This window comes from Pseudoalteromonas xiamenensis, assembly GCF_017638925.1.
In the GTDB taxonomy this organism is placed as follows: Bacteria; Pseudomonadota; Gammaproteobacteria; order Enterobacterales; family Alteromonadaceae; genus Pseudoalteromonas; species Pseudoalteromonas xiamenensis.
In genome coordinates this window covers 1559373-1579866 of sequence record NZ_CP072133.1, presented here as the reverse complement: position 1 = coordinate 1579866, position 20494 = coordinate 1559373, and the positions used below count along the sequence as shown (strand labels likewise).

25 protein-coding genes and 2 pseudogenes are annotated in these 20494 nt (G+C 43.4%); 15 read left to right on the top strand and 12 right to left on the bottom strand.

Annotated features, from left to right (window positions below; translation table 11 throughout):
* Window positions 1-59: 59 nt before the first annotated feature.
* From lptB to J5O05_RS07640, 6 genes are read right to left on the bottom strand one after another with little or no spacing between them, the layout of a single operon-like run.
* On the bottom strand, window positions 60-785 hold the full coding sequence (gene lptB, locus J5O05_RS07665; protein WP_208844278.1) for an LPS export ABC transporter ATP-binding protein: 726 nt from the start codon (window positions 783-785) through the stop codon (window positions 60-62).
* Window positions 782-1303 carry a lipopolysaccharide transport periplasmic protein LptA gene (gene lptA / locus J5O05_RS07660; RefSeq protein ID WP_208844277.1) on the bottom strand — a complete coding sequence of 174 codons (522 nt, stop codon included), beginning with the start codon at window positions 1301-1303 and terminating at the stop codon, window positions 782-784. Before lptA ends, lptB begins: the two co-directional genes overlap by 4 nt.
* Entirely contained in the window at window positions 1293-1847 is a 555-nt protein-coding gene (gene lptC, locus J5O05_RS07655; RefSeq protein WP_208844276.1) for an LPS export ABC transporter periplasmic protein LptC, read from the bottom strand. The genes lptA and lptC overlap by 11 nt, the downstream gene beginning before the upstream one ends.
* On the bottom strand, window positions 1844-2395 hold the full coding sequence (gene kdsC, locus J5O05_RS07650; protein WP_208844275.1) for a 3-deoxy-manno-octulosonate-8-phosphatase KdsC: 552 nt from the start codon (window positions 2393-2395) through the stop codon (window positions 1844-1846). Before kdsC ends, lptC begins: the two co-directional genes overlap by 4 nt.
* Window positions 2396-2397: 2 nt before the next feature.
* A complete protein-coding gene (locus tag J5O05_RS07645) occupies window positions 2398-3369 on the bottom strand; it encodes a KpsF/GutQ family sugar-phosphate isomerase (RefSeq protein ID WP_208844274.1) in 972 nt (323 codons plus the stop codon).
* Window positions 3370-3382: 13 nt separating this feature from the next.
* Complete coding sequence (locus J5O05_RS07640; RefSeq protein ID WP_208844273.1) at window positions 3383-4339, bottom strand: calcium/sodium antiporter; 957 nt, start codon at window positions 4337-4339, stop codon at window positions 3383-3385.
* 290 nt (window positions 4340-4629) lie between these two features.
* Here J5O05_RS07640 and J5O05_RS07635 point away from each other — a divergent pair.
* The 7 genes and pseudogenes from J5O05_RS07635 (at window position 4630) to murA (ending at window position 9197) form a co-directional block, all read left to right on the top strand.
* Window positions 4630-5368, top strand: a pseudogene (locus tag J5O05_RS07635) (ATP-binding cassette domain-containing protein).
* A complete protein-coding gene (gene mlaE / locus J5O05_RS07630) occupies window positions 5365-6144 on the top strand; it encodes a lipid asymmetry maintenance ABC transporter permease subunit MlaE (RefSeq protein WP_208844272.1) in 780 nt (259 codons plus the stop codon). Before J5O05_RS07635 ends, mlaE begins: the two are co-directional and overlap by 4 nt.
* Window positions 6145-6156: 12 nt before the next feature.
* Complete coding sequence (mlaD, locus tag J5O05_RS07625; RefSeq protein WP_208844271.1) at window positions 6157-6699, top strand: outer membrane lipid asymmetry maintenance protein MlaD; 543 nt, start codon at window positions 6157-6159, stop codon at window positions 6697-6699.
* A gap of 3 nt (window positions 6700-6702) precedes the next feature.
* Complete coding sequence (locus J5O05_RS07620) at window positions 6703-7377, top strand: MlaC/ttg2D family ABC transporter substrate-binding protein (RefSeq protein ID WP_208844270.1); 675 nt, start codon at window positions 6703-6705, stop codon at window positions 7375-7377.
* Window positions 7370-7663 carry an STAS domain-containing protein gene (locus J5O05_RS07615; protein WP_208844269.1) on the top strand — a complete coding sequence of 98 codons (294 nt, stop codon included), beginning with the start codon at window positions 7370-7372 and terminating at the stop codon, window positions 7661-7663. Before J5O05_RS07620 ends, J5O05_RS07615 begins: the two co-directional genes overlap by 8 nt.
* 5 nt (window positions 7664-7668) lie before the next feature.
* Complete coding sequence (locus tag J5O05_RS07610) at window positions 7669-7926, top strand: BolA family protein (protein WP_208844268.1); 258 nt, start codon at window positions 7669-7671, stop codon at window positions 7924-7926.
* 11 nt (window positions 7927-7937) lie between these two features.
* On the top strand, window positions 7938-9197 hold the full coding sequence (gene murA, locus J5O05_RS07605) for a UDP-N-acetylglucosamine 1-carboxyvinyltransferase (RefSeq protein WP_208844267.1): 1260 nt from the start codon (window positions 7938-7940) through the stop codon (window positions 9195-9197).
* 56 nt (window positions 9198-9253) lie between these two features.
* Here murA and J5O05_RS07600 read toward each other — a convergent pair whose 3' ends face one another.
* The 3 genes from J5O05_RS07600 to J5O05_RS07590 all read right to left on the bottom strand — a co-directional run bounded on the left by J5O05_RS07600 (window position 9254) and on the right by J5O05_RS07590 (window position 12424).
* Entirely contained in the window at window positions 9254-10336 is a 1083-nt protein-coding gene (locus tag J5O05_RS07600) for a trypsin-like peptidase domain-containing protein (protein ID WP_208844266.1), read from the bottom strand.
* Window positions 10337-10428: 92 nt separating this feature from the next.
* Window positions 10429-11781 (bottom strand): Do family serine endopeptidase, encoded by a 1353-nt coding sequence (locus J5O05_RS07595; RefSeq protein WP_208844265.1) that lies wholly within the window; start codon window positions 11779-11781, stop codon window positions 10429-10431.
* A 190-nt stretch (window positions 11782-11971) separates the two neighbouring features.
* Window positions 11972-12424: a ZapG family protein gene (locus J5O05_RS07590; protein WP_208844264.1), complete on the bottom strand. Its 453-nt coding sequence runs from the start codon at window positions 12422-12424 to the stop codon at window positions 11972-11974.
* A 142-nt stretch (window positions 12425-12566) separates the two neighbouring features.
* Here J5O05_RS07590 and zapE point away from each other — a divergent pair.
* The 8 genes and pseudogenes from zapE (at window position 12567) to J5O05_RS07550 (ending at window position 18895) form a co-directional block, all read left to right on the top strand.
* Window positions 12567-13654, top strand: a pseudogene (gene zapE / locus J5O05_RS07585) (cell division protein ZapE).
* A gap of 228 nt (window positions 13655-13882) precedes the next feature.
* Window positions 13883-14311 carry a 50S ribosomal protein L13 gene (gene rplM / locus J5O05_RS07580; RefSeq protein ID WP_208844263.1) on the top strand — a complete coding sequence of 143 codons (429 nt, stop codon included), beginning with the start codon at window positions 13883-13885 and terminating at the stop codon, window positions 14309-14311.
* An 11-nt stretch (window positions 14312-14322) separates the two neighbouring features.
* Window positions 14323-14712 (top strand): 30S ribosomal protein S9, encoded by a 390-nt coding sequence (gene rpsI, locus J5O05_RS07575; protein ID WP_208844262.1) that lies wholly within the window; start codon window positions 14323-14325, stop codon window positions 14710-14712.
* A gap of 453 nt (window positions 14713-15165) precedes the next feature.
* Window positions 15166-15756: a ubiquinol-cytochrome c reductase iron-sulfur subunit gene (petA, locus tag J5O05_RS07570; RefSeq protein ID WP_208844261.1), complete on the top strand. Its 591-nt coding sequence runs from the start codon at window positions 15166-15168 to the stop codon at window positions 15754-15756.
* The gene (locus J5O05_RS07565) at window positions 15756-17021 is read left to right on the top strand and encodes a cytochrome b (protein ID WP_208844260.1); all 1266 of its coding nucleotides are present in this window, start codon (window positions 15756-15758) and stop codon (window positions 17019-17021) included. The genes petA and J5O05_RS07565 overlap by 1 nt, the downstream gene beginning before the upstream one ends.
* Window positions 17018-17755: a cytochrome c1 gene (locus J5O05_RS07560; RefSeq protein WP_208844259.1), complete on the top strand. Its 738-nt coding sequence runs from the start codon at window positions 17018-17020 to the stop codon at window positions 17753-17755. Before J5O05_RS07565 ends, J5O05_RS07560 begins: the two co-directional genes overlap by 4 nt.
* Window positions 17756-17846: 91 nt before the next feature.
* A complete protein-coding gene (gene sspA / locus J5O05_RS07555; protein WP_208844258.1) occupies window positions 17847-18473 on the top strand; it encodes a stringent starvation protein SspA in 627 nt (208 codons plus the stop codon).
* 5 nt (window positions 18474-18478) lie between these two features.
* The gene (locus J5O05_RS07550; protein WP_208844257.1) at window positions 18479-18895 is read left to right on the top strand and encodes a ClpXP protease specificity-enhancing factor; all 417 of its coding nucleotides are present in this window, start codon (window positions 18479-18481) and stop codon (window positions 18893-18895) included.
* Between the two features lie 67 nt (window positions 18896-18962).
* Here the strand turns inward: J5O05_RS07550 and dolP are convergent, their stop codons facing one another.
* From dolP to J5O05_RS07535, 3 genes are read right to left on the bottom strand one after another with little or no spacing between them, the layout of a single operon-like run.
* Window positions 18963-19535, bottom strand: a complete 573-nt coding sequence (gene dolP, locus J5O05_RS07545) for a division/outer membrane stress-associated lipid-binding lipoprotein (RefSeq protein WP_244369902.1) — start codon at window positions 19533-19535, stop codon at window positions 18963-18965.
* Complete coding sequence (locus J5O05_RS07540) at window positions 19532-20119, bottom strand: SIS domain-containing protein (RefSeq protein WP_208844256.1); 588 nt, start codon at window positions 20117-20119, stop codon at window positions 19532-19534. The genes dolP and J5O05_RS07540 overlap by 4 nt, the downstream gene beginning before the upstream one ends.
* 2 nt (window positions 20120-20121) lie before the next feature.
* Window positions 20122-20487 carry a YraN family protein gene (locus J5O05_RS07535; RefSeq protein WP_208844255.1) on the bottom strand — a complete coding sequence of 122 codons (366 nt, stop codon included), beginning with the start codon at window positions 20485-20487 and terminating at the stop codon, window positions 20122-20124.
* Window positions 20488-20494 lie beyond the last annotated feature (7 nt).

Sequence of the window (20494 nt, the reverse complement as noted above, 5' to 3'; positions counted from 1 at the left end):
GTATCTGTAACAATCCTTTCTCTAGTGTTCAATTCAATTAGGCGACTGTACTACGTAAACTATAGCCTGAATTGTTCGCCTAGGTAGACATCGCGGACGGTTTGATTTGCCAAAACGGATTCAGGGGGGCCTGCCGCGATTAATTCACCATGAGAAACAATGTAGGCCTTTTCACAGACATCTAATGTTTCTCTTACGTTGTGGTCCGTGATGAGTACGCCGATACCACGATTTTTTAGGTGTTCGATTATTTTCTTTATATCTAACACTGAAATGGGATCAACGCCAGCAAAAGGCTCATCTAAAAGGATAAATTTTGGCGAAGCGGCTAAAGCGCGAGCAATTTCAACTCGACGACGCTCTCCACCGGATAAAGCCATACCCAAACTATCTCTAATATGTTGAATATTAAACTCATCAAGAAGTTCATTAAGGATTTGCTCACGGCCAGCTTTGTTGAGATCTTTACGAGTCTCAAGGATCGCCATCAAATTTTGATAGACGGTCAGTTTTCGAAAGATAGACGATTCTTGTGGTAAATAACCAATACCTAATCGCGCTCGACTATGCATTGGCAACAAAGTGATATCTTGATCGTCGATATGAATCGTTCCTTTGTCACTTGGAACCAAACCAACAATCATATAAAACGTTGTGGTTTTTCCAGCGCCATTTGGACCGAGTAAGCCAACAATGCTGCCCGCTTCGATACTCAAGCCGACGTTCTTTACGACTTGCCTTCCCTTATAACTTTTTGCTAGGAATTCTGCGCGTAACGTACTCATGGATTACCTTGCTCCTTGCTTTTGTCTTTTTGTTCCGGCACAAGGATGGTGCGCACTCGCGACTGGCTTTCATTGCCTCGCTCTGCACTTATAAGCTGTTTTTCCATGTCATAGACAATCACTTCAGCATTAATTTTTTGACCTGCTTGGCTGATTTCAGCCCCACCTTTGATGGTCAGTAAGCGATTTGCGACGTCATAACGAACTTCTTTCGCTGTCGCTTTCAAAATGCTGCCGTCATCTTGAGTTTCTTGGAATACTGCTGGATTCCCTGTCGCTACGAGCAATTCAGCATTTTCGCCCATTTCTTCGCGGCGATGGACTTCTAATCTGTCCGCTTTAATTTTTCGCTTGCCATGAACGATTTCAACATTTTTTTCAAAAATACCAATGTTGGACTTTAATTGTGCAAGTTGTTTCTCAGCGACGATCGACACAGGTTCAAGCGGCATTGTCACAGCAAAAACCGATGTGCTCATTAAAACTGCGATTAGCGTTATCAAAGGCTTATTTTTCATAGTAAATCGTTCGTGTATGGTTATTAAGTTCAATTGTGTCGGTTTTGAGATCCGCCAATAAACCTTGGCCAGTGATCGTTAAGTTTGGACCAGACACAACAACGGGTTGTTCGGAAAGCATTTTTTTATTCGTTATATCAACACGAATATGAGCAGCGTTTATGTGGCTAATCATACTTGTATTGTCCATATTTGTAGCAACAACATCGCCTTCCAAAATGAGGGTATTGTTTTCATACAGCGTTGCTTCATTTGCTGTGAGTTGCCAATTCTGTTGCTGGTTATACAAGGTGAATGTCGGTGATTGAAAGTGAGAGAAGCCAAGCTCCTGAAACATTTCAACTTTTATCGCATTTACCGTATGAGTCAGCTGTCCTTCTTTGTTGTACATCGACTGTCTTAAGTCCATGGCAATGTAGTCAGGTTGCGCTAGGACGTCTTGTTTATCATCTTGAGCTGCTTGCTCATTTGATAGGTAAGAGTACCAAAGCCATACCATGACCGCTAGAAAAATGACGAGCAGCAAGGCACGTGAATGACTCATGCACTGGTTCCTTGATAACCTAACGTCTTATTTTGACTCAACATAATTAAATCGGTCAGTTCTCTAACTGCGCCATATCCACCAGGTAGCAATGTTGTGTAATGTGATAAATGTCGAATGATGGGATGTGCATCATTTACTGCAACAGCAAACCCAACTTTTTCCATTACTGGCATATCTGGCGAATCATCACCTATATAAGCAACTTCGTCGTCGGCCAAACCGAGTTTTGCCTTTAAATCAGCATAGGCAATCAGCTTGTCTTCTTGGCCTTGATAAATATACTTTACGGTTAAACTAGTCATGCGTTGCTGAACTATTTGTGAATGTCGGCCAGTGATAACGGCCACTTCTACGCCTGATTGGATCAAGGCTTTGATGCCGAAGCCATCTTTCGTGTTGAATGCTTTAAGCTCTTCACCATGATTACCCAAATAGATACGTCCATCTGAGAATACACCATCAATATCGCAGATTAGTAATTTGATTTTCTTGGCTTTGTTGAACACTACATCGCTAACAGGTTGGTATAATTCTGCAAACTGCATGGTTAAAGCACTCCCGCTTTGAGTAAGTCTTGCATATTAAGTGCGCCAATTGGACGGTTTTGGCTATCAATGACAATTAGACCGTTAATGCGTTTTGTTTCCATAATATTTAGCGCTTCGGCAGCGAGCATTTCTGGATTCGCGGTGGTGCATTTTCGTGTCATGACGTTTTCAATCGTGGTCGAATGGATGTCAATGCGTTGTTCAATAATACGGCGTAAATCGCCATCAGTGAAGATCCCAACCATACGCCCAAAACCATCGACGACAGACGTCATGCCAAGGCCTTTAGCAGAAATCTCAAACAGGGCAGCCGTGACCGTTTGATTAAGCTCGACTCTCGGCACCTGAGTTTCTTTATGCATGATGTCATCAAGTGTTAGAAGTAAACGTCGGCCCAGACTTCCACCAGGGTGTGACAGCGCAAAATCATCCGCGGTAAAGCCTCTTGCTTCGAGCAGTGCCACGGCTAGTGCGTCGCCCATGACGAGGGTCGCGGTTGTACTTGCAGTAGGCGCGAGTCCTAATGGGCAAGCCTCTTGAGAAACGGTGACTTGAATATGGCAATTAGCTAGCTTAGCCATCGAACATTGGGCATTCCCTGTCATCGCGATAATGTATGCACCAATTCGCTTTATGACTGGAACTATGTTGAGGATCTCGCTTGTTTCCCCTGAGTTGGAAATAAGCAAAACAACATCGTCTTTGGTGATCATGCCTAAGTCGCCATGACTTGCTTCACCAGGGTGTACAAAGAAAGCGGGTGTGCCCGTTGACGCGAGTGTTGCGGCTATTTTATTACCGACATGACCGGATTTTCCCATTCCAACAACAATGATCCGGCCTTGGCAATCAAACATGGCTTGGCATGCCGTGTCGAAGTTGACATCAACATACTGTTTTATTTCCGAGATAGCCTGTCGTTCGATATCGATGACGCGTTGTGCACTAGAGATAAAGTTGGTTTCTGACATGCCTTACCCAAAACTAAATAATAAAATAAAGATATGCGAAAAACGCAGCAACCAATACACCGCCTTCTAAACGGTTTATGCGTCGCATGCCTTTTATATTTAGGCTCATCACGACTAAAATCAATGCCGTCGCGAGCATGACGTAAATATCTCTGCTGGATACGGCGCTATCAATGGTTGCAGGGTGGATAAAACCACCAATAGAGAGAACGGCGAGAATATTAAAAATATTGGAACCAATAATATTACCAAGCGCGAGGTCGTCTTCCTTTTTCATAGCACCCGCAATTGAGGCTGCAAGTTCGGGCAAACTCGTGCCAATCGCAATAATTGTTAAGCCTATAAGTAAATCGCTCATGCCAAAGTATTTGGCAATATCCACAGCCGCATCTACTAAGTATCCAGAACTCACTGGCAACATAATCATACCGATAATCAGCCAGAAAACCGCTTTAGAGGTTTTGACCCCCTCTGGAATTTCGTCACACGTTTCGCTTACAAGCGGGTCTTCGTTGTCGGTGTTGTTTTTCGTAATGTAAATTAGACCTAAGATAAACATCACAAAGCCTATCATAAGCGCTATCGCTTCGTTAAAGCTGAAATAATTATCACGGAAAATATACCAAGCACTGAGCGAAACAATGATTAGAATTGGCATTTCACGTTTCAGAATGCCAGAGCTTACCGTCAAAGGGCGAATTAAGGCTGTAGCACCGAGTACTAGTAGAACGTTAGTGATATTAGAACCGACTACATTTCCGACGGCCGTATCTGTTTTTCCAGCAAGTGCAGCTTGAGCTGCTACCATCATTTCAGGAGCTGATGAACCCATCGCAACAATAGTCAGGCCAATGATCAAAGAAGGAACACCAAAATTTTTGGCAAGTGCCGCGGCACCAAAGACGAATCGATCAGCACTCCAAACAAGTGCGGCAAGACCTAGAAATAGGATTGCAAAAGAAGTCAGCATAGATTGTGGGTAACTAAAGCTATTGGTAATGCAATAAATAGTAACAAATTAGCGCGTAAATGTATAAGCAATTGCGATGTGCTAGTTTGCATTTAAACAGGGGTCTATCGTATAATTGAACGATTATTCAAGATTACAAAATTTTACGAATTCTCTTTTCCCAACATAATTTAAAAAACGTATGATGGGCGAATATTGAGGAATCACACATGGAGCGCGAGTTGTCTAAAGCTATAGTCGAAGTCAAAGGACTTACTTTTTCGCGCGGTGATCGGACGATTTACGAAAATATGAGCTTCACTGTTCCAAAAGGCAAAATAACAGCGATTATGAATTTCAAGTGGAATAGGTAAAACGACGATGTTGCGGTTAATCGGCGGGCAATTGAAACCGGACAACGGTGACATTCTCTTCGAAGGGAACAGCATCCCTGCAATGTCTCGCTCTGAGCTGTACCAAACTCGTACTAAGATGAGTATGCTTTTCCAAAGTGGCGCGTTGTTTACAGATATGTCGGTTTTTGACAATGTCGCGTTTCCTTTACGTGAACACACTCAACTTAGCGAATCGCTTATCCGATTAATCGTGCTTATGAAATTACAAGCTGTGGGTTTGCGCGGTGCGCAATCGTTAATGCCCGCAGAACTTTCGGGTGGTATGGCGAGAAGGGCGGCTTTAGCGCGTGCTATTGCACTTGACCCTGAACTTATTATGTACGATGAGCCTTTTGCCGGCCAAGATCCTATTTCGATGGGCGTATTAGTTCGTTTAATCAAATCACTTAACGAAGTGTTAGGGCTTTCTTCATTAATCGTTACGCACGATGTAACTGAGGTGATGAGTATAGCCGATCACATTGTGATTATTGCGGAACAAGGCGTTATAGGAGAGGGAACCCCTGAAGAAATGTTGAAGCATGAATCACCGCTAGTGCAACAGTTTTTACAAGGTCTTGCAGATGGTCCTGTGCCATTTCACTTCCGCGCTGAGCCGTACGAAGATGAATTGCTGTCCGGGAGCGCAAGATGATTTCATTGTTTCAAGCGTTAGGTCAAAAAACGTTAGAGCGTTTTGCGGCAATCGGACGTGCAACGCAAATGTTGCTTGGCGCGCTTTTAAATGTGCCGAATGTTCGCAAAGGTACGCCGTTGCTGGTTCGTCAACTTTACATGGTTGGCCACCAATCTTTGTTAATTATCATGGTTTCTGGTCTTTTCATTGGTATGGTTCTGGCGCTGCAAGGCTACACCGTACTCGTTGATTATGGTGCTGAAGACAGTTTAGGTCCTCTAGTTGCGCTTAGTTTGCTGCGAGAATTAGGGCCTGTTGTGACTGCGCTATTGTTTGCTGGACGAGCAGGCAGTGCATTGACAGCCGAGATAGGCTTGATGAAAGCAACTGAGCAACTATCAAGTTTAGAGATGATGGCCGTTGATCCATTGAAACGCGTTATTGCTCCTCGCTTTTGGGCAGGTTTTATCAGTATGCCATTATTGGCGCTTATCTTTTCAGCCGTGGCAATCTTAGGTGCACATTTGGTTGGGGTAGATTGGCTCGGTATTGATACAGGTAGTTTTTGGTCAATTATGCAAGCGCAAGTGTCGTTAGAAAAAGACATTTTAAACGGTCTTATTAAGAGTTTTGTGTTTGCTTTGGTCGTGACTTGGATAGCACTTTATAAAGGTCATGACTGTATCCCAACGTCTGAAGGGATCAGTAAAGCAACAACGGAAACCGTTGTGCATTCATCACTTGCAGTACTCGGTTTAGACTTTGTATTAACCGCAGTGATGTTTTCGAACTAATTAGGTTGAGATATGAATTCACGGAAAATTGAAATTTTAGTTGGTGTGTTTGTTTTCTTAGGGATTGCTGCATTTACGATGCTGGCATTAAAAGTAGCAAATGCAGGGATTGGCGGTAGCAACGAAACTTTCGGCCTACACGCGAAGTTTGACAACATCGGCTCTTTGAAAGTGCGTGCGCCAATCAAAGTCGGTGGTGTTGTGATTGGTCGAGTTGATGGGATCTACGTTGATCCGGTTGAATTCGTGCCTGTCGTAAACATGGCTATCGATAAACAGTATGAATGTAAGTTTGCTGACACAACCAATGTATCAATCTTAACGTCAGGTATCCTTGGTGAGCAATATCTAGGGCTGTCGCCTGTGATTGCATCTAATTCGTCCCAGCAAGCTTGTTTAGGACACGAAGTAAAGCAAGAGTCGGACGATCTTGATTCTCTGTTTGGTGTTGAAAGCAAGGCACTTAAAAATGGCGATCGCGTTACAGATACTAAGTCTGCGTTAGTATTAGAAGAGTTGATAGGTCAATTCCTATTTAATCAGGGGGGTGAATAACCCATGTTGAAACGAATTTTAACAATGCTGTTTGTTTCAGTGAGTCTGTTTTCTACTGCACATGCTGAAGTAGATACAAAAGATCCATTTAAAATGGTTCAAGAAGTTGCAGACAACACATTTAAACGAGTGACTGCTGAGCAACCAATTATTGTGAAAAACAAAGAGCATCTTCGTGTTATTGTTGAAGAAGAGCTTTTACCTTACATCGATTACAAATACGCAGCATATCGTGTGCTTGGTAGCTACATTCAAAAAGTGCGCGCGATTGAGGATCCAGAAGAGAAAAAGCAAGCGGTTGAAAACATCAAAGTATTCATCGATGTGTTCAAACGCTACTTGGTTGCAACCTACGCAGGTGTATTCACACAGTATACCAATCAAAAAGTCGAATTTTCTCAAGATCGCGACTTTGCTGGTGACGATATTGCGATTGTGCGTACACGTATAGTGGAGCCGGGCAAGCCTGACATCAGTATTGATTTCAAAGTGCGCCGAGACAAAGATAATGAGTGGCGAGCATATGACATGATTGCTGAAGGCATTAGCTTGCTGGACGCGAAGCAAACAGAGCTTCATGGCATTTTACGCCAGCAGGGCATAGAGTACGTTATTGAACTTCTCGACAAGAAAAGTAAGTTACCTGTTCAGTTTCGAGGTAAGAATAGCGATGAGTGAGCTGCAGCTCAAACCAATGAATGAAGGCCATTGGCAGTTGGTTGGCGAAATGACGAGAAACAGCCTCGGGAATGAACGGCTTCTTAACCAACTGCTACAAAATGTCCAAACAACACTTAAATTAGACCTTTCTGAGGTGTCTAGGGTTGACACAGCGGGATTAGCTTGGTTAATTCACACATTGAGTGAATTAAAGAAGCGAGACTGTCGTCTCGAGCTAATCAATAAACCTGACCAATTACTCAATTTGATGGAATTGGGGCAGGTTAGCAATCTATTTGAGTGAGTCTAATGGAAACTACCCAAGTTGAAGCGTTGCTTCGTGAAAAACTGGCTTTGTCAGAAGTCATCGTAAAAGCGAATGGCAACCACTATGAAGTAATCGCAGTTGGTGAGTGTTTTGACGGTTTAAGCCGTGTTAAAAAACAACAATTGGTTTATGGCCCACTGATGCAAACAATTGCTGATGGCACCATCCATGCGGTCAGCATCAAAGCGTATACGCCTACAGAGTGGCAAAGAGAACGTAAGTTTATCCTTCCTCAATAATTGGAGCCGCTATGGATCAGTTTGTTATCCAAGGTGGCACTACGTTAGCCGGAGAAGTTACAATCTCCGGCGCGAAAAACGCCGCCTTACCTATATTATTCGCCTCATTACTTGCCAATGGCAAGAGTACCTTTCTGAATGTTCCTCAGTTACGTGACATCTCAACCACAGAAGCGTTATTGCGCACGCTGGGTGCGGAAGTTTCGTGGCAAGGGGATGCCTTGTTGGTGGACGGTAGTACAGTTAATAGTGTCCTTGCACCTTATGAACTCGTAAAACAGATGCGAGCGTCTGTTCTTGCTCTTGGACCCTTATTGGCTCGTTTCGGTCAAGCTCAAGTATCTCTACCTGGTGGATGTGCGATTGGTGCACGCCCCGTCGACCTTCATATTCAAGGTCTTGCAAGAATGGGAGCTGATATTAAGGTTGAAAATGGCTATATCCATGCCAAATCAGCGGGTCGTTTAAAGGGCGCTGAAATCTTTATGGATATGGTGAGTGTTGGCGCAACCGAAAACTTATTAATGGCTGCGGCATTAGCCGATGGCCGCACTGTTTTAGAAAATGCAGCTCAAGAGCCTGAAGTTGTTGATTTGGCTAATTGTCTCATTGCGATGGGCGCTAAAATATCAGGAGCGGGTACGAAATGCATCACGATTGATGGCGTAGAATCGCTCGCAGGTTGTGAACACCGTATCCTGCCTGATCGCATTGAAACAGGAACTTTCCTCGTCGCAGCGGCAATGAGCGGTGGAGAAGTATTGTGCCGTGAAACGGATTACCACAGTTTAGAGCCGGTGATTGAGAAACTTAGAGCGGCAAATGCGTTTGTCGAGTTAACGGATTCGTCAATTTATCTTGATATGCGCGGTCGCGAATTGAAAGCGGTTAATATCAAGACCATGCCACATCCTGGTTTCCCGACGGATATGCAGGCGCAATTTACCGCGCTAAACGTTGTGGCAAAGGGCAGTGCAACAATCACAGAAACGATTTTTGAGAATCGTTTTATGCATGTTCCAGAGCTACAGCGTATGGGTGCCAATATTCGACTTGAGGGCAATACCGCGATTTGTGGTGATACTGAGCGACTGACCGGTGCCCAAGTTATGGCAACCGATTTACGTGCTTCAGCGAGCCTTATCTTAACGGGGATTGTTGCGGAAGGAGAAACGGTAGTCGACCGTATCTATCATGTAGATAGAGGCTATCAACGTATTGAAGATAAGCTTAGCCGATTAGGTGCGAAGATTAAGCGCCGTTCAGCGTAAGTTACTGTCTAAACGGAAGATATAAAAACGCGGATACCAGTCCGCGTTTTTTATATTTAAATACGAGTTTCAAGCTCTGCGACTTCGACTTCCACTTCTTTGTACTCGCCGTCACGGTAAATCTCGAATGTCAGCTTTGTACCGGGGCGTGTATTCCCAATCAGATGAAGTGCGTCTTGAGGCGTCGTGACGGATTTCCCCGCCATCTTGACGATAATATCATTGTCTTTCATGCCCGCTTGCCAAGCAGGCCCCAGAGGATCAAGATTGTTTATGAGAATGCCAAATACGGGCGTGTAGCGGTCAGTGATCTCAATACCGTACTGATCAACTGGTTTTCCGGTAAAACCTAGGTAACCACGGATCACTCTGCCATCTTTAATCAACTTTGCCATAACCTCTTTAGCGAGAGCGTAAGGTACGGCGAACGAGATACCTTGAATATCGATATTATATCTTGCTCTAAACTGTGCGGAGGTAATGCCGACTAAAATACCATTTGAGTTGACCAAGGCGCCCCCAGAATTCCCCATGTTTACAGCGGCGTCCATCTGCAACAAGCTGTTATATGGGCTATCGGTAAGCGTTTGCTTACCCGTAGCGGAGACAATACCCTGTGTGATTGTTTGCCCAATGTTGAGTGGGTTACCAATTGCTAAAACGACATCGCCAACTTCAGGGATAAAATCGTCATCTTTAGGGATCACAGGTAAATGCTTCGCGTCTATCTTTAATAGTGCAAGGTCAGTGATCGGATCGAATCCGATGAGCTGTGCATCTGTAAAGGTACGCCCGTCCGTTAAAATGACCACGATTTGGTCTGCATTATTGACGACGTGGTAGTTTGTCAGAATATAACCATCCGAGGTCATGATAACGCCAGAGCCTAACTCTTGAACTTTGTTCTGCCTTTTATAGCGAGGCTCGGTGACATCCCCTTCTGAGAAAATGGTAACAACAGCCGGGGCAGCTTTTTTAACCCCATCCGCAAAACTCATATGGCCAGCTTTGATTTTCGCCGCGATTGATAGGTTGGGCAAAATGCTCGAACGCATTTCAGGGACCGCCAAAATAATGATAAATGCAATCGCAAGTCCGAAAAACAAAGGGGGTACAAGAAACTTTAAGAATTTAAGCACGTATCAAAATCATTTTTATAGTTGTCGAGGGTTTATGATGGCACAAAAAAAAACACAGCGGCAAGTGCCACTGTGTTTTTCTAGCGTTTTTCTTACTGAATTAATAAGAAGACAGAATCTCTTCCACGTTTAATTCCAAGCACCACGTTGCCTTTGATGTCATCAATGATGCTGCTCATTTCACGTACCGAAGTGACGCGTTGACGGTTGACTTGCATAATAACATCGCCTTCTTCCAAACCAACGCGCGTCGCGTTTGAACGAGCTTCGACAGCAGTAACAACAATACCTTGGTTTCCATCGCGTTCACCACTTTCTAGCGTTGCGCCTTGAAGCGCTGGGTGAATTCGTTGTGCATCAGCAGTCTTCTCGCTTTGGCCTTTCAATGTAACATCGATTTCTTTCGTTTTCCCATCGCGGTGAATGCCCATTTTCAGTGTTTTGCCTTCACCATGCGTTGCTACTTTGCCGCGTAACTCTTCAAAACTCGCAATTGGATCACCATTTAAGCTGACGATTACATCACCGGCTTTGATCCCTGCTTCATTTGCCGCACCTTCAGGCATAACTTGCATGACATAGGCACCTTGTTTCACCTCTATACCCTGCGCTTTCGCGAGACCCGCATCGAGTGTTCGACCAGCAAGACCAAGCGAGCCACGGCGAACTTGACCATATTCAATGATCTGATCCACTAAGTTTTTCATCATATTTGATGGGATAGCGAAACCGATACCAACGTTACCACCTGATGCGCCGAGAATAGCCGTGTTAATCCCAATTAACTCACCATTGAGGTTCACCAATGCTCCACCAGAATTACCTTGGTTAATTGCGGCATCTGTCTGAATAAAGTCCTCATAGCCTTCAATATTAAGGCCACTGCGGCCGAGAGCACTAATAATACCGGATGTTACGGTGTGGCTCAGACCGAATGGGTTACCAATCGCAACGGAAAAGTCACCGACACGCAGTTTATCTGAGTTAGCTAATTTGATTTCGGTAAGGTCTTCGGCATCAATTTCAAGCAATGCGATGTCGGCTTCTTTGTCGGTGCCAACTAATTTAGCTTCGAATTCACGGCCGTCTTGTAACGTCACCACAATTTTCTCTGCGTCTTCAATAACGTGGTTATTTGTCACGATATAACCTTCGCCCGCATCAATGATGACACCAGAGCCTAAGCCACTGAACGGTCGTTTTTGACTTCGTGGTTGTGGATTACCAAAAAAGAAATCGAAAGGGTCGACTCGGCGGCGTACTTCTTTTGCCCCAGAAACTTGAATACTCACTACACCTGGCGTGACGCGTTCAAGCATCGGTGCAAGCGTAGGGAGGTTTTGTCCGTCTACCGCGATAGGTAATTTCGCTTCTGCGTAAACTGGGCCTAGCAGCATAGTAGCGGAGAGAAGTGCTGCCGAAAGTACAGATAATTTCATTTTCATAGTCTTGTTCTGCTCCAAATAGAGATTAATCGTTATTAAAGCGGACACATTAACCAACATTTTGTGCTCAAAATTTGTTTGCGTTAAACATTAAGTATTTTGATATCAAAATGTTAAAAGGATAGTGTGTCGCACAAATGATTTAAGACGTTCACTATCCCTAAAGACTATGGGGTCAAAAAAAAGTTCATCAAGAAATTTTTATTTGCTCGTTTTCTGAGCTATTTCCAGAAAAAATACCTGATTTACCCTCTACGAAGTCAGTTGGCTGCGATGTTGCGTTTGAGCGATCACTGCGACGTTCTGGGCGCTTTTTAAGGGAAGCTTGCAGTTGTTCAGTCGTTTCTTTTGAAAAGAATGGATCACTGCTGATGACTTGCTTATCAGACAGTAAAAGTTGATTAGTTTCTTCTACTTGATTTAACAACTGGGTGTAGTTGTCTTGCATGCGCGAAACCAGTTTGCGCGTGTTATCTAAATGATCGGCGACATCCTGACGAAACTGTTCTAGGTCTGCTTTTGCTTCGTTCGCTTGTTGCTCAAGCTCATCCTGTTTAAACTTTTTCTTGGTAAACATTGCGCCAAGCGAAAAAGCCGCGACGGCAACAATAACAACTAAACCAATCCAAGCAATTGTGTTCATTTAAATACTCCTAAGTTATTGGTTTGAATCTTGATAAAAACAGAAACCAAATTTCCACATTCGCACATGCGCTAATATACGCTGTAGCAGGATGCGTGTTAAGATATAGCTATCAATTCAACCAGATTTAAATACGTTTCTTATGACGCCTTGGCAAAAATACCAACACGATCTCAAACGCGATGATTTTCAATATGATGCTGCTCAAGAGAATGCGGTAAAGCATTTGCAACGTCTATATGATGACTTGTTGACCGCAAGTGAGTACAAACCTACGTGGTTGGACCGTCTATTAGGTAAAGATAGCATGCCAAAAGTAAAAGGGCTTTACTTTTGGGGGGCGTGGGGCGTGGTAAGACCTATTTAGTTGACACGTTTTATGAAAGCTTACCAACAGAACGTAAGCTTCGAGTTCATTTTCACCGCTTTATGCACCGCGTTCACGATGAATTGAAACAACTGCATGATGTCACAAATCCACTGGAAATCGTTGCAGATAAGTTTAAATCTGAAACCGATATTATCTGCTTTGATGAATTTTTCGTCCAAGACATCACTGATGCAATGTTATTGGGTGGTTTAATGCAAGCGCTGTTCAAGCGCGGCATTGTGCTCGTGGCGACGTCGAATATTATTCCAGATGAACTGTATCGCAATGGCCTTCAGCGTGCGCGGTTCTTACCAGCTATTGAGCTTGTAAATGCCAATACTGAAGTAGTGAATGTTGACTCTGGCATTGATTATCGACTTCGAACATTAGAGCAAGCTGAAATTTTCCATAGTCCACTGGATGAACAAGCGGACAAAAACCTCTTTGAATATTTTGATAAGTTAGCGCCTGAACCTGGCACATTCGATGAACCAATTGAAATTGAAGGGCGTTTAATCAAAACGCGCAAAGTAGCAGATGGTGTCGTACTGTTTGATTTTTCTTCAATCTGTGAAACAGCTAGAAGCCAAGTTGATTATATGGAGATCAGTCGTCTATATAACACCGTTTTGATTTCTAATGTGAAACAAATGGGGCAGCAAAATGATGATGCTGCAAGACGTTTTATTGCATTAGTGGATGAGTTTTACGAGCGCCACGTCAAATTGATTATCTCTGCTGCAGCACCGATTGAAACCCTGTATACACAGGGTACTTTGAACTTTGAGTTCAAACGTTGCATCAGCCGTTTGCAGGAAATGCAATCGTTAGAGTATTTAGCGAGAGAACACCTCGCATAACCTTTTATTCCCTTCGAGAAATTTATGTGGAAAAAAGCACCAGCCTCTAGTCAGGTGTCTTTTCTGCTGCTATAATTCGCGGCCTGCCACGTTGCGTTCTATTCCTTTCGTCGGTTTAGCCTCTGGCGTCAGGGTATAAAGTCTTCAACTCGAAGGGGTTAAAGCACCAATAGTAGAGCGGCAGTTAATTCTGCCTGTGGTTTTAATTGAAACATTGGATTTTTATAAATGAAAACGTTTGTTGCTAAACCAGAAACAGTAAAACGTGACTGGTACGTAGTTGACGCTGAAGGTAAAACTTTAGGTCGTATTGCTACTGAAATCGCTCGTCGCCTTCGCGGTAAGCATAAAGCTGAGTACACTCCACACGTAGATACTGGTGATTACATCATCGTTATCAACGCTGAGAAAGTTACTGTAACAGGTAACAAATTCGAAGACAAAATGTACTACGCTCACTCTGGTTACCCAGGTGGCCTTAAGTCTGTAAACTTCGCTAAGCTTCAAGCTGCAAAGCCTGAAATGATTATCGAAAAAGCAGTTAAAGGTATGTTACCACGTGGTCCTTTGGGTCGTGAAATGTTCCGTAAACTTAAAGTTTACGCAGGTAGCACTCACAACCACGCTGCGCAGCAGCCTCAGGTTCTTGACATTTAAGGAGCACTAACATGGCAAATCAATACTACGGTACAGGTCGTCGTAAAAGTTCAAGTGCTCGCGTATTCCTACGCCCAGGCACTGGCAACATCGTAATCAATAAGCGCTCTTTAGAAGAGTACTTCGGTCGTGAAACTGCTCGTATGGTTGTTCGTCAACCTCTTGAGCTAGTTGAAATGACTGAGAAGTTTGACCTATACGTCACTGTAGAAGGTGGTGGTATCACTGGTCAAGCTGGTGCAATCCGTCACGGTATTACTCGTGCGCTTATGGAGTTTGACGATTCTCTTCGTTCAACACTTCGTAAAGCTGGCTTTGTTACTCGCGACGCTCGTAAAGTTGAGCGTAAGAAAGTGGGTCTTAAGAAAGCACGTAAGAAGACACAATTCTCTAAGCGTTAATTTATTACGTTTCAGAATTCAAAAACCCAGCTTTTGCTGGGTTTTTGTTTTTTAAATCTTTTCTTTTTCCTTATATTCAGAATTTTCAATATTTTTCGCATTTTTAACAGAATAAATGTCGATTCCTTCACCCCTATGGATATTTTTTTTGCTACAATTGCGTGGCAAGTAATGTGAATAAGATCAAGGCTTACGACCTTGAGCGTTGTAGTCTCGTTGATCTTGGTCAGTAAATTGTGAACCTAGAAGTGTTACCATGCGAAGTCCTTCCCAGAAGAACGTTTTAAAAATTGGGAAAGACCGTATTTGTGCGGGTAGAAAATAGGAATAACCTTGTTTTAATCAAGGCTTTTCTTTATGATCGCTTCTATTTTGTAATTTCTTGAAAATTAACCTGCTGTAACTGATTTTCTCAATATAGCAAGTGTTGAGGATCATAGTGGAGATAAGTGGATGAGCAATGCGCCTGTAGACAACAGCCGACGTCGCTTCTTAACCATTGCTACCTCGGTTGTAGGTGGTGTGGGTGCGGTTGGTGCTGCTGTTCCTTTTATAGCGTCTTGGAATCCAAGTGAGCGAGCTAAATCTGCGGGTGCGCCTGTAGAAGTAGATATCAGCAAACTTGAACCAGGGCAACTAATTCGTGTTGAATGGCGAGGTAAACCTGTTTGGGTTGTATACCGTACGCCTAAGATGCTAGAGCAAATGAAAGCTCATGAGAACAAGTTGAAAGATCCAGGTTCAGAAGAACCACAACAACTTGAATCTGCAAAAAACCCTTACCGTTCAAAGCGCCCTGAGATTTTCATCGCGGTTGGTATTTGTACACACTTAGGTTGTTCTCCATCGTTCCTTGAAGGTAGCTTTGGTGAGAAGGTTGAAGGTACCGAAGATGGTTTCTTCTGCCCATGTCATGGTTCTAAGTTTGATATGGCGGGACGCGTCTTCCAATCTGTACCTGCACCATTAAACCTAGAAGTTCCTCCGTATACTTTCTTAGATGAAACCACCATTATTATCGGTGAAGAACAAGGGGTTGCGTAATGTTTGGCACTATCATCAACTGGATTGATGACCGTATTCCAATGACTCGTGTCTGGAATATGCACATCGCCCAATATCCAGCACCAAAGAACTTTAACTTCTGGTATTTCTTTGGCTCGCTAGCTATGTTAGTACTTGTTAACCAGATCGTTACTGGTATTTGGTTGACAATGAACTTCGTTCCTTCATCAGAAGGCGCGTTTGCTTCTGTTGAATACATCATGCGTGATGTTGAATATGGTTGGTTACTACGTTACTTGCACTCAACGGGTGCGTCTGCATTCTTTATCGTAGTTTATCTGCACATGTTCCGTGGAATGATCTACGGTTCTTACCAAAAACCACGTGAACTATTGTGGTTGTTCGGTATGTTTATTTTCTTAGCGCTTATGGCAGAAGCATTCATGGGTTACTTACTTCCATGGGGCCAAATGTCATTCTGGGGTGCTCAGGTAATCATCAATCTGTTCGGTGCAATTCCGGTCATTGGTGGTGACTTAACTGAATGGATCCGTGGTGACTACGTAATTTCGGGTGCAACGCTTAACCGCTTCTTCGCACTACACGTAATCGCGCTTCCACTTGTGCTTGTTATTTTGGTCTTCCTTCACATTGTTGCACTTCACGAAGTAGGTTCAAACAACCCAGATGGCGTTGAAATCAAACGCAAGAAAGGTTCTGTTGCTGAAGAAGATAAACCAAAATTCAAGTTCCACGAATACTATACAAATAAGAAAGACATTGTTGATGCTATTCCATTCCACCCGTATTACACAGTGAAAGACATTGTTGGTGTGGTTGGTTTCCTTCTTATTTTCTGTTGGATTGTATTCTTCTCACCAGAGATGGGTGGTTTCTTCTTAGAAGCGCCAAACTTTGAACCAGCTAACCCGCTGAAAACACCTGCGCACATTTTCCCAGTATGGTACTTCACGCCATTCTATGCGATTCTGCGTGCGATCCCTGATAAGCTAATCGGTGTTATCGCGATGGGTGCGTCAATCGTGGCACTTGCGTTATTGCCTTGGATCGACCGTGGTTCAGTTCGCTCAATCCGTTACCGCTGTGGTTTCCACAAGTTGAACATTGCGCAGTTTGTTGTAACGTTCGTAATCTTGGGTTGGGTTGGTGCAACTCCACAAACTGATTTCAAAACGTTGTTATCACAAATCACGACGATCACGTACTTCATGTTCTTCGTACTATTGTGGTTCTACAGCAAAAACGAAAAGACTAAGCCATTACCAACGAGGTTGACGAAATGATGAAAAAGCTAATTATCGGTTTATTCGCATTCTTGCCAACGCTTTCAATGGCTTCAGGTCCTGACGTTGAGCTACAACATGCAAAAATTGACTTAACAGATAAAGCGTCTTTACAACGCGGTGCAAAATTGTTCATGAACTACTGTCTTGGTTGTCACCAAATGCAGTATCAACGTTATGAGCGTACGTTCCGTGATATCGGTATCCCTGTGGAAATCGGTAAAGAACAGCTTATTTTTGATGGTTCAAAAGTAGGTAGCCACATCCTTAACGCAGTTAAGAAAGAAGATGCGGCAAAATGGTTTGGTGCAGCTCCACCAGATTTAACATTGATTGCTCGTGTTAAATCACCAGACTACATCTACACCTATTTAAAATCATTCTATAAAGACGAGTCTCGTCCTTTTGGTGTGAACAATATCGTGTTCCCATCAGTAGGTATGCCACACGTACTTCAAGAGTTACAAGGTCTTCCAACACCAGTAACACACGAAGTTGAAGAGCACGGCCACAAAGTAACCAAAGTAGTGGGTACAGAAGTGGATGGTTCTGGTGAACTGAGCACGGATGAATATGATCAAGCTGCTCGTGACATTACAAACTTCCTAGAGTATGTTGGTGAACCAACTCGTCTAACTTCAGAAAGCATTGGTATTAAAGTATTAGGTTTCCTTGTGATCCTATTTATCCTTGCTTTCTTATTGAAGAAAGAATACTGGAGAGATGTTCATTAATATTGAACAACTACTTCAGTAATTTGGTGATAGGGGCATGTGCCCCTATTGCTGTTTAAGAATTGCTTATGTAATGAATTTGGAGGTAGGCATGGCTATTGCTGCCAATAAGCGCCCTGTAATGACTCTGTTTTCTGGTGCAAACTGTATGTACAGTCACCAAGTACGTATCGTACTTGCGGAAAAAGGAGTAAGTGTTGATATTCATCTGGCTGAAAAGGACAATCTGCCGGAAGCGCTGCATGAGATTAACCCTTACGGCACGGTTCCAACACTGATCGATCGTGAATTGGGTTTATACCAAGCAAGTATCATCAACGAATACCTAGACGAGCGTTTCCCTCACCCTCCATTGATGCCTGTATATCCTGTAATGCGTGGTCGCAGTCGCTTAATGATGTACCGTATTGAAAATGATTGGTACAGCCTTGCAGAGAAAGTAATTGCAGGTGGTAGCGATGCAGAGCAAGCTCGTAGAGAGTTAACTGAAGCATTGCTTGCTATTGCTCCTATTTTCAACGAAGCACCTTACTTTATGAGTGAAGAGTTCAGCTTAGTTGATTGCTTCCTAGCTCCATTATTGTGGCGTTTACCAGAACTCGGTATTTCGTTAACAGGTGCTGGTAGTAAAGAGCTTAAAGAATACATGGTTCGTTTGTTCGAACGTGAATCTTTCAAAGCATCTCTTACTGATGCAGAACGTGAGATCCGTGCGTAATGAACATGACCCCGAATCGTCCTTACTTGCTACGTGCGTTTTTTGATTGGATTATCGATAACCAGTGCACTCCGCACATTGTTGTTAATGCAAACTACACGGGCGTGCAAGTGCCGGTTCAATTTGTTCAAGATGGGCAAATCGTACTGAATATCAGTCCATCTGCGGTGATGCAGTTTAGCTTAGATAATCAAGCATTAAGTTTTAATGCACGTTTCTCAGGGCAGCCTATGCAAGTTTATGTACCAATGGGTGCAGTGCTTGCCATATATGCTCGAGAAAATGGTGAGGGTACTGTATTTTCGGCTGAATCGTTTGAAGAGGAAATGCTGGAAGAGACAATACCCGAAGAGACACAGCCAAGTGTTTCAGAGAGTCAGCCTGAAAAGAAAAAAGGCTCACACCTACGGATAATTAAATAAGTCACGCACATCGAAAAAAGCCCCTAAAATAGGGGCTTTTTTGTATCTTCATTTATCTGCGGGTTGGCTAGAGGTATTCAAATACCTTCACTACGCGTTCTACTCCATTGATATTACGCGCAAGGTCTACCGCGAGACCAGCTTCATTTCGACTTACAAGGCCGAGCAAGAATACTTCGCCATTTTCAGTTACAACTTTAATGTTGTTGAAACTCACGTTTTCAGTCGTCAAAAGACGTGATTTAACTTTAGATGTCAGCCAAACGTCATGTGTTTTAGTGGTGATCCCAACATTACTGCCGATGCGGATTTGATTGTGTATTTGACGAATACCGTCCACTTCTTTAAGGGACGCTTCTACTTGGCTTCGAAGCTCTTCATCAGGCACCTGGCCGACGAGTAAGACAACACCATTAACGCTTACTACTGAAATATTCGCATCTTTTGCCGTATCGTTGATGGATTTGATTGCAAAAGTCGCTTTGATCTCAATGTTGTTATCGTCAATCTGTGCGCCAATTGTACGTCTATCAGTCGCTGCCGTAACGGCGCCAGCTGTCCCTGCAACAACAGCGGCTGCACAACCTTGCAAAAGTGCGACAGTGCACAACACAGTCGCTAATTTAATTTTTGTATTCACATGTCCTCCTGTGGGAAGAGCGTATTGTCAATTAACTGGCTGAGGCAATGTAAATTAAATAAATGCGATTCAACAATACGAGCTGGGCGCTTACTTGGTACTTTAATTTCAACATCATTTGGACCCAGTAAACCAGTGAGTTCGCCTCCATCATCACCTACGAGCGCAATGATCTTCATATCTTTCGTTAGCGCCGCTTCGACAGCAGAAATCACCGTTTTTTCTGAACCATCGACAGATACAACCAGCAGAATGTCACCCGATTGACTAAATGCTCTAACTTGGCGAGCGAATAGGTCGTGATCTTCAGTGGATGCTGAATAGCTTAGTTGGCGGTGTTCTGCGGTTAACGGAATTGCTGGAAGACAAGGTCTTTCAGTTTCAAAAAAGTTCACCAAAAGGCCAGCAAAGTGTTTTGCCAGCATATCGCAGCTCGCACTTCCGCAGCTTAATAGCTTATTCCCATTAAGCAGGGTTTGTGCAATCGATAGGGCACCCGATTCTAGGGCGTCTTGGAGAACTTCCCCTGCGGCTATCTGAGCTTGAATACTCTCTGTAAAAATCGTTTTGATTAATTCTTGCATAGCTAGTAAATATTTTTGATCCAGTGAAATTCTTGTTCGCCATCGATGGCTACGAAATCTATTCGTAAGGCTCGTTGCGATAAGTGATTGCTTTGACAATAAAACGCTATTGTCCTACGTATACGTTGCATTTTTTGGGGCGTTAAGCTGTGTATTGCACCACCAAACTGTTTTTCCGCCCGGTATTTTACCTCAACAAAAACGATTGTCTCGCCAAGTTTCATAATCAAATCAATCTCTCCGAAACGACATCGAAAGTTTCGCGCGACAGGTGTTAGACCCTGTCGAATTAGAAATTGTTCAGCTTGTAACTCGTAGTAGCAACCTTTTTCAGTTGAATTAGCGAACCAACCTAACCATTTTTTCATTTAAACC

What these genes read in the sequence shown, in the direction of transcription:
- mlaE (WP_208844272.1), top strand. Translation starts at nt 5,365, where the DNA reads ATGATTTCATTGTTTCAAGCGTTAGGTCAAAAAACGTTAGAGCGTTTT.
- J5O05_RS07560 (WP_208844259.1), top strand. Translation starts at nt 17,018, where the DNA reads ATGATGAAAAAGCTAATTATCGGTTTATTCGCATTCTTGCCAACGCTT.
- rpsI (WP_208844262.1), top strand. Translation starts at nt 14,323, where the DNA reads ATGGCAAATCAATACTACGGTACAGGTCGTCGTAAAAGTTCAAGTGCT.
- J5O05_RS07645 (WP_208844274.1), bottom strand. Translation starts at nt 3,369, where the DNA reads ATGTCAGAAACCAACTTTATCTCTAGTGCACAACGCGTCATCGATATC.
- murA (WP_208844267.1), top strand. Translation starts at nt 7,938, where the DNA reads ATGGATCAGTTTGTTATCCAAGGTGGCACTACGTTAGCCGGAGAAGTT.
- sspA (WP_208844258.1), top strand. Translation starts at nt 17,847, where the DNA reads ATGGCTATTGCTGCCAATAAGCGCCCTGTAATGACTCTGTTTTCTGGT.
- lptC (WP_208844276.1), bottom strand. Translation starts at nt 1,847, where the DNA reads ATGAGTCATTCACGTGCCTTGCTGCTCGTCATTTTTCTAGCGGTCATG.
- J5O05_RS07640 (WP_208844273.1), bottom strand. Translation starts at nt 4,339, where the DNA reads ATGCTGACTTCTTTTGCAATCCTATTTCTAGGTCTTGCCGCACTTGTT.
- J5O05_RS07590 (WP_208844264.1), bottom strand. Translation starts at nt 12,424, where the DNA reads ATGAACACAATTGCTTGGATTGGTTTAGTTGTTATTGTTGCCGTCGCG.
- J5O05_RS07615 (WP_208844269.1), top strand. Translation starts at nt 7,370, where the DNA reads ATGAGTGAGCTGCAGCTCAAACCAATGAATGAAGGCCATTGGCAGTTG.
- J5O05_RS07595 (WP_208844265.1), bottom strand. Translation starts at nt 11,781, where the DNA reads ATGAAAATGAAATTATCTGTACTTTCGGCAGCACTTCTCTCCGCTACT.
- petA (WP_208844261.1), top strand. Translation starts at nt 15,166, where the DNA reads ATGAGCAATGCGCCTGTAGACAACAGCCGACGTCGCTTCTTAACCATT.
- lptB (WP_208844278.1), bottom strand. Translation starts at nt 785, where the DNA reads ATGAGTACGTTACGCGCAGAATTCCTAGCAAAAAGTTATAAGGGAAGG.
- J5O05_RS07540 (WP_208844256.1), bottom strand. Translation starts at nt 20,119, where the DNA reads ATGCAAGAATTAATCAAAACGATTTTTACAGAGAGTATTCAAGCTCAG.
- J5O05_RS07565 (WP_208844260.1), top strand. Translation starts at nt 15,756, where the DNA reads ATGTTTGGCACTATCATCAACTGGATTGATGACCGTATTCCAATGACT.
- J5O05_RS07550 (WP_208844257.1), top strand. Translation starts at nt 18,479, where the DNA reads ATGACCCCGAATCGTCCTTACTTGCTACGTGCGTTTTTTGATTGGATT.
- mlaD (WP_208844271.1), top strand. Translation starts at nt 6,157, where the DNA reads ATGAATTCACGGAAAATTGAAATTTTAGTTGGTGTGTTTGTTTTCTTA.
- kdsC (WP_208844275.1), bottom strand. Translation starts at nt 2,395, where the DNA reads ATGCAGTTTGCAGAATTATACCAACCTGTTAGCGATGTAGTGTTCAAC.
- J5O05_RS07535 (WP_208844255.1), bottom strand. Translation starts at nt 20,487, where the DNA reads ATGAAAAAATGGTTAGGTTGGTTCGCTAATTCAACTGAAAAAGGTTGC.
- J5O05_RS07620 (WP_208844270.1), top strand. Translation starts at nt 6,703, where the DNA reads ATGTTGAAACGAATTTTAACAATGCTGTTTGTTTCAGTGAGTCTGTTT.
- lptA (WP_208844277.1), bottom strand. Translation starts at nt 1,303, where the DNA reads ATGAAAAATAAGCCTTTGATAACGCTAATCGCAGTTTTAATGAGCACA.
- rplM (WP_208844263.1), top strand. Translation starts at nt 13,883, where the DNA reads ATGAAAACGTTTGTTGCTAAACCAGAAACAGTAAAACGTGACTGGTAC.
- J5O05_RS07610 (WP_208844268.1), top strand. Translation starts at nt 7,669, where the DNA reads ATGGAAACTACCCAAGTTGAAGCGTTGCTTCGTGAAAAACTGGCTTTG.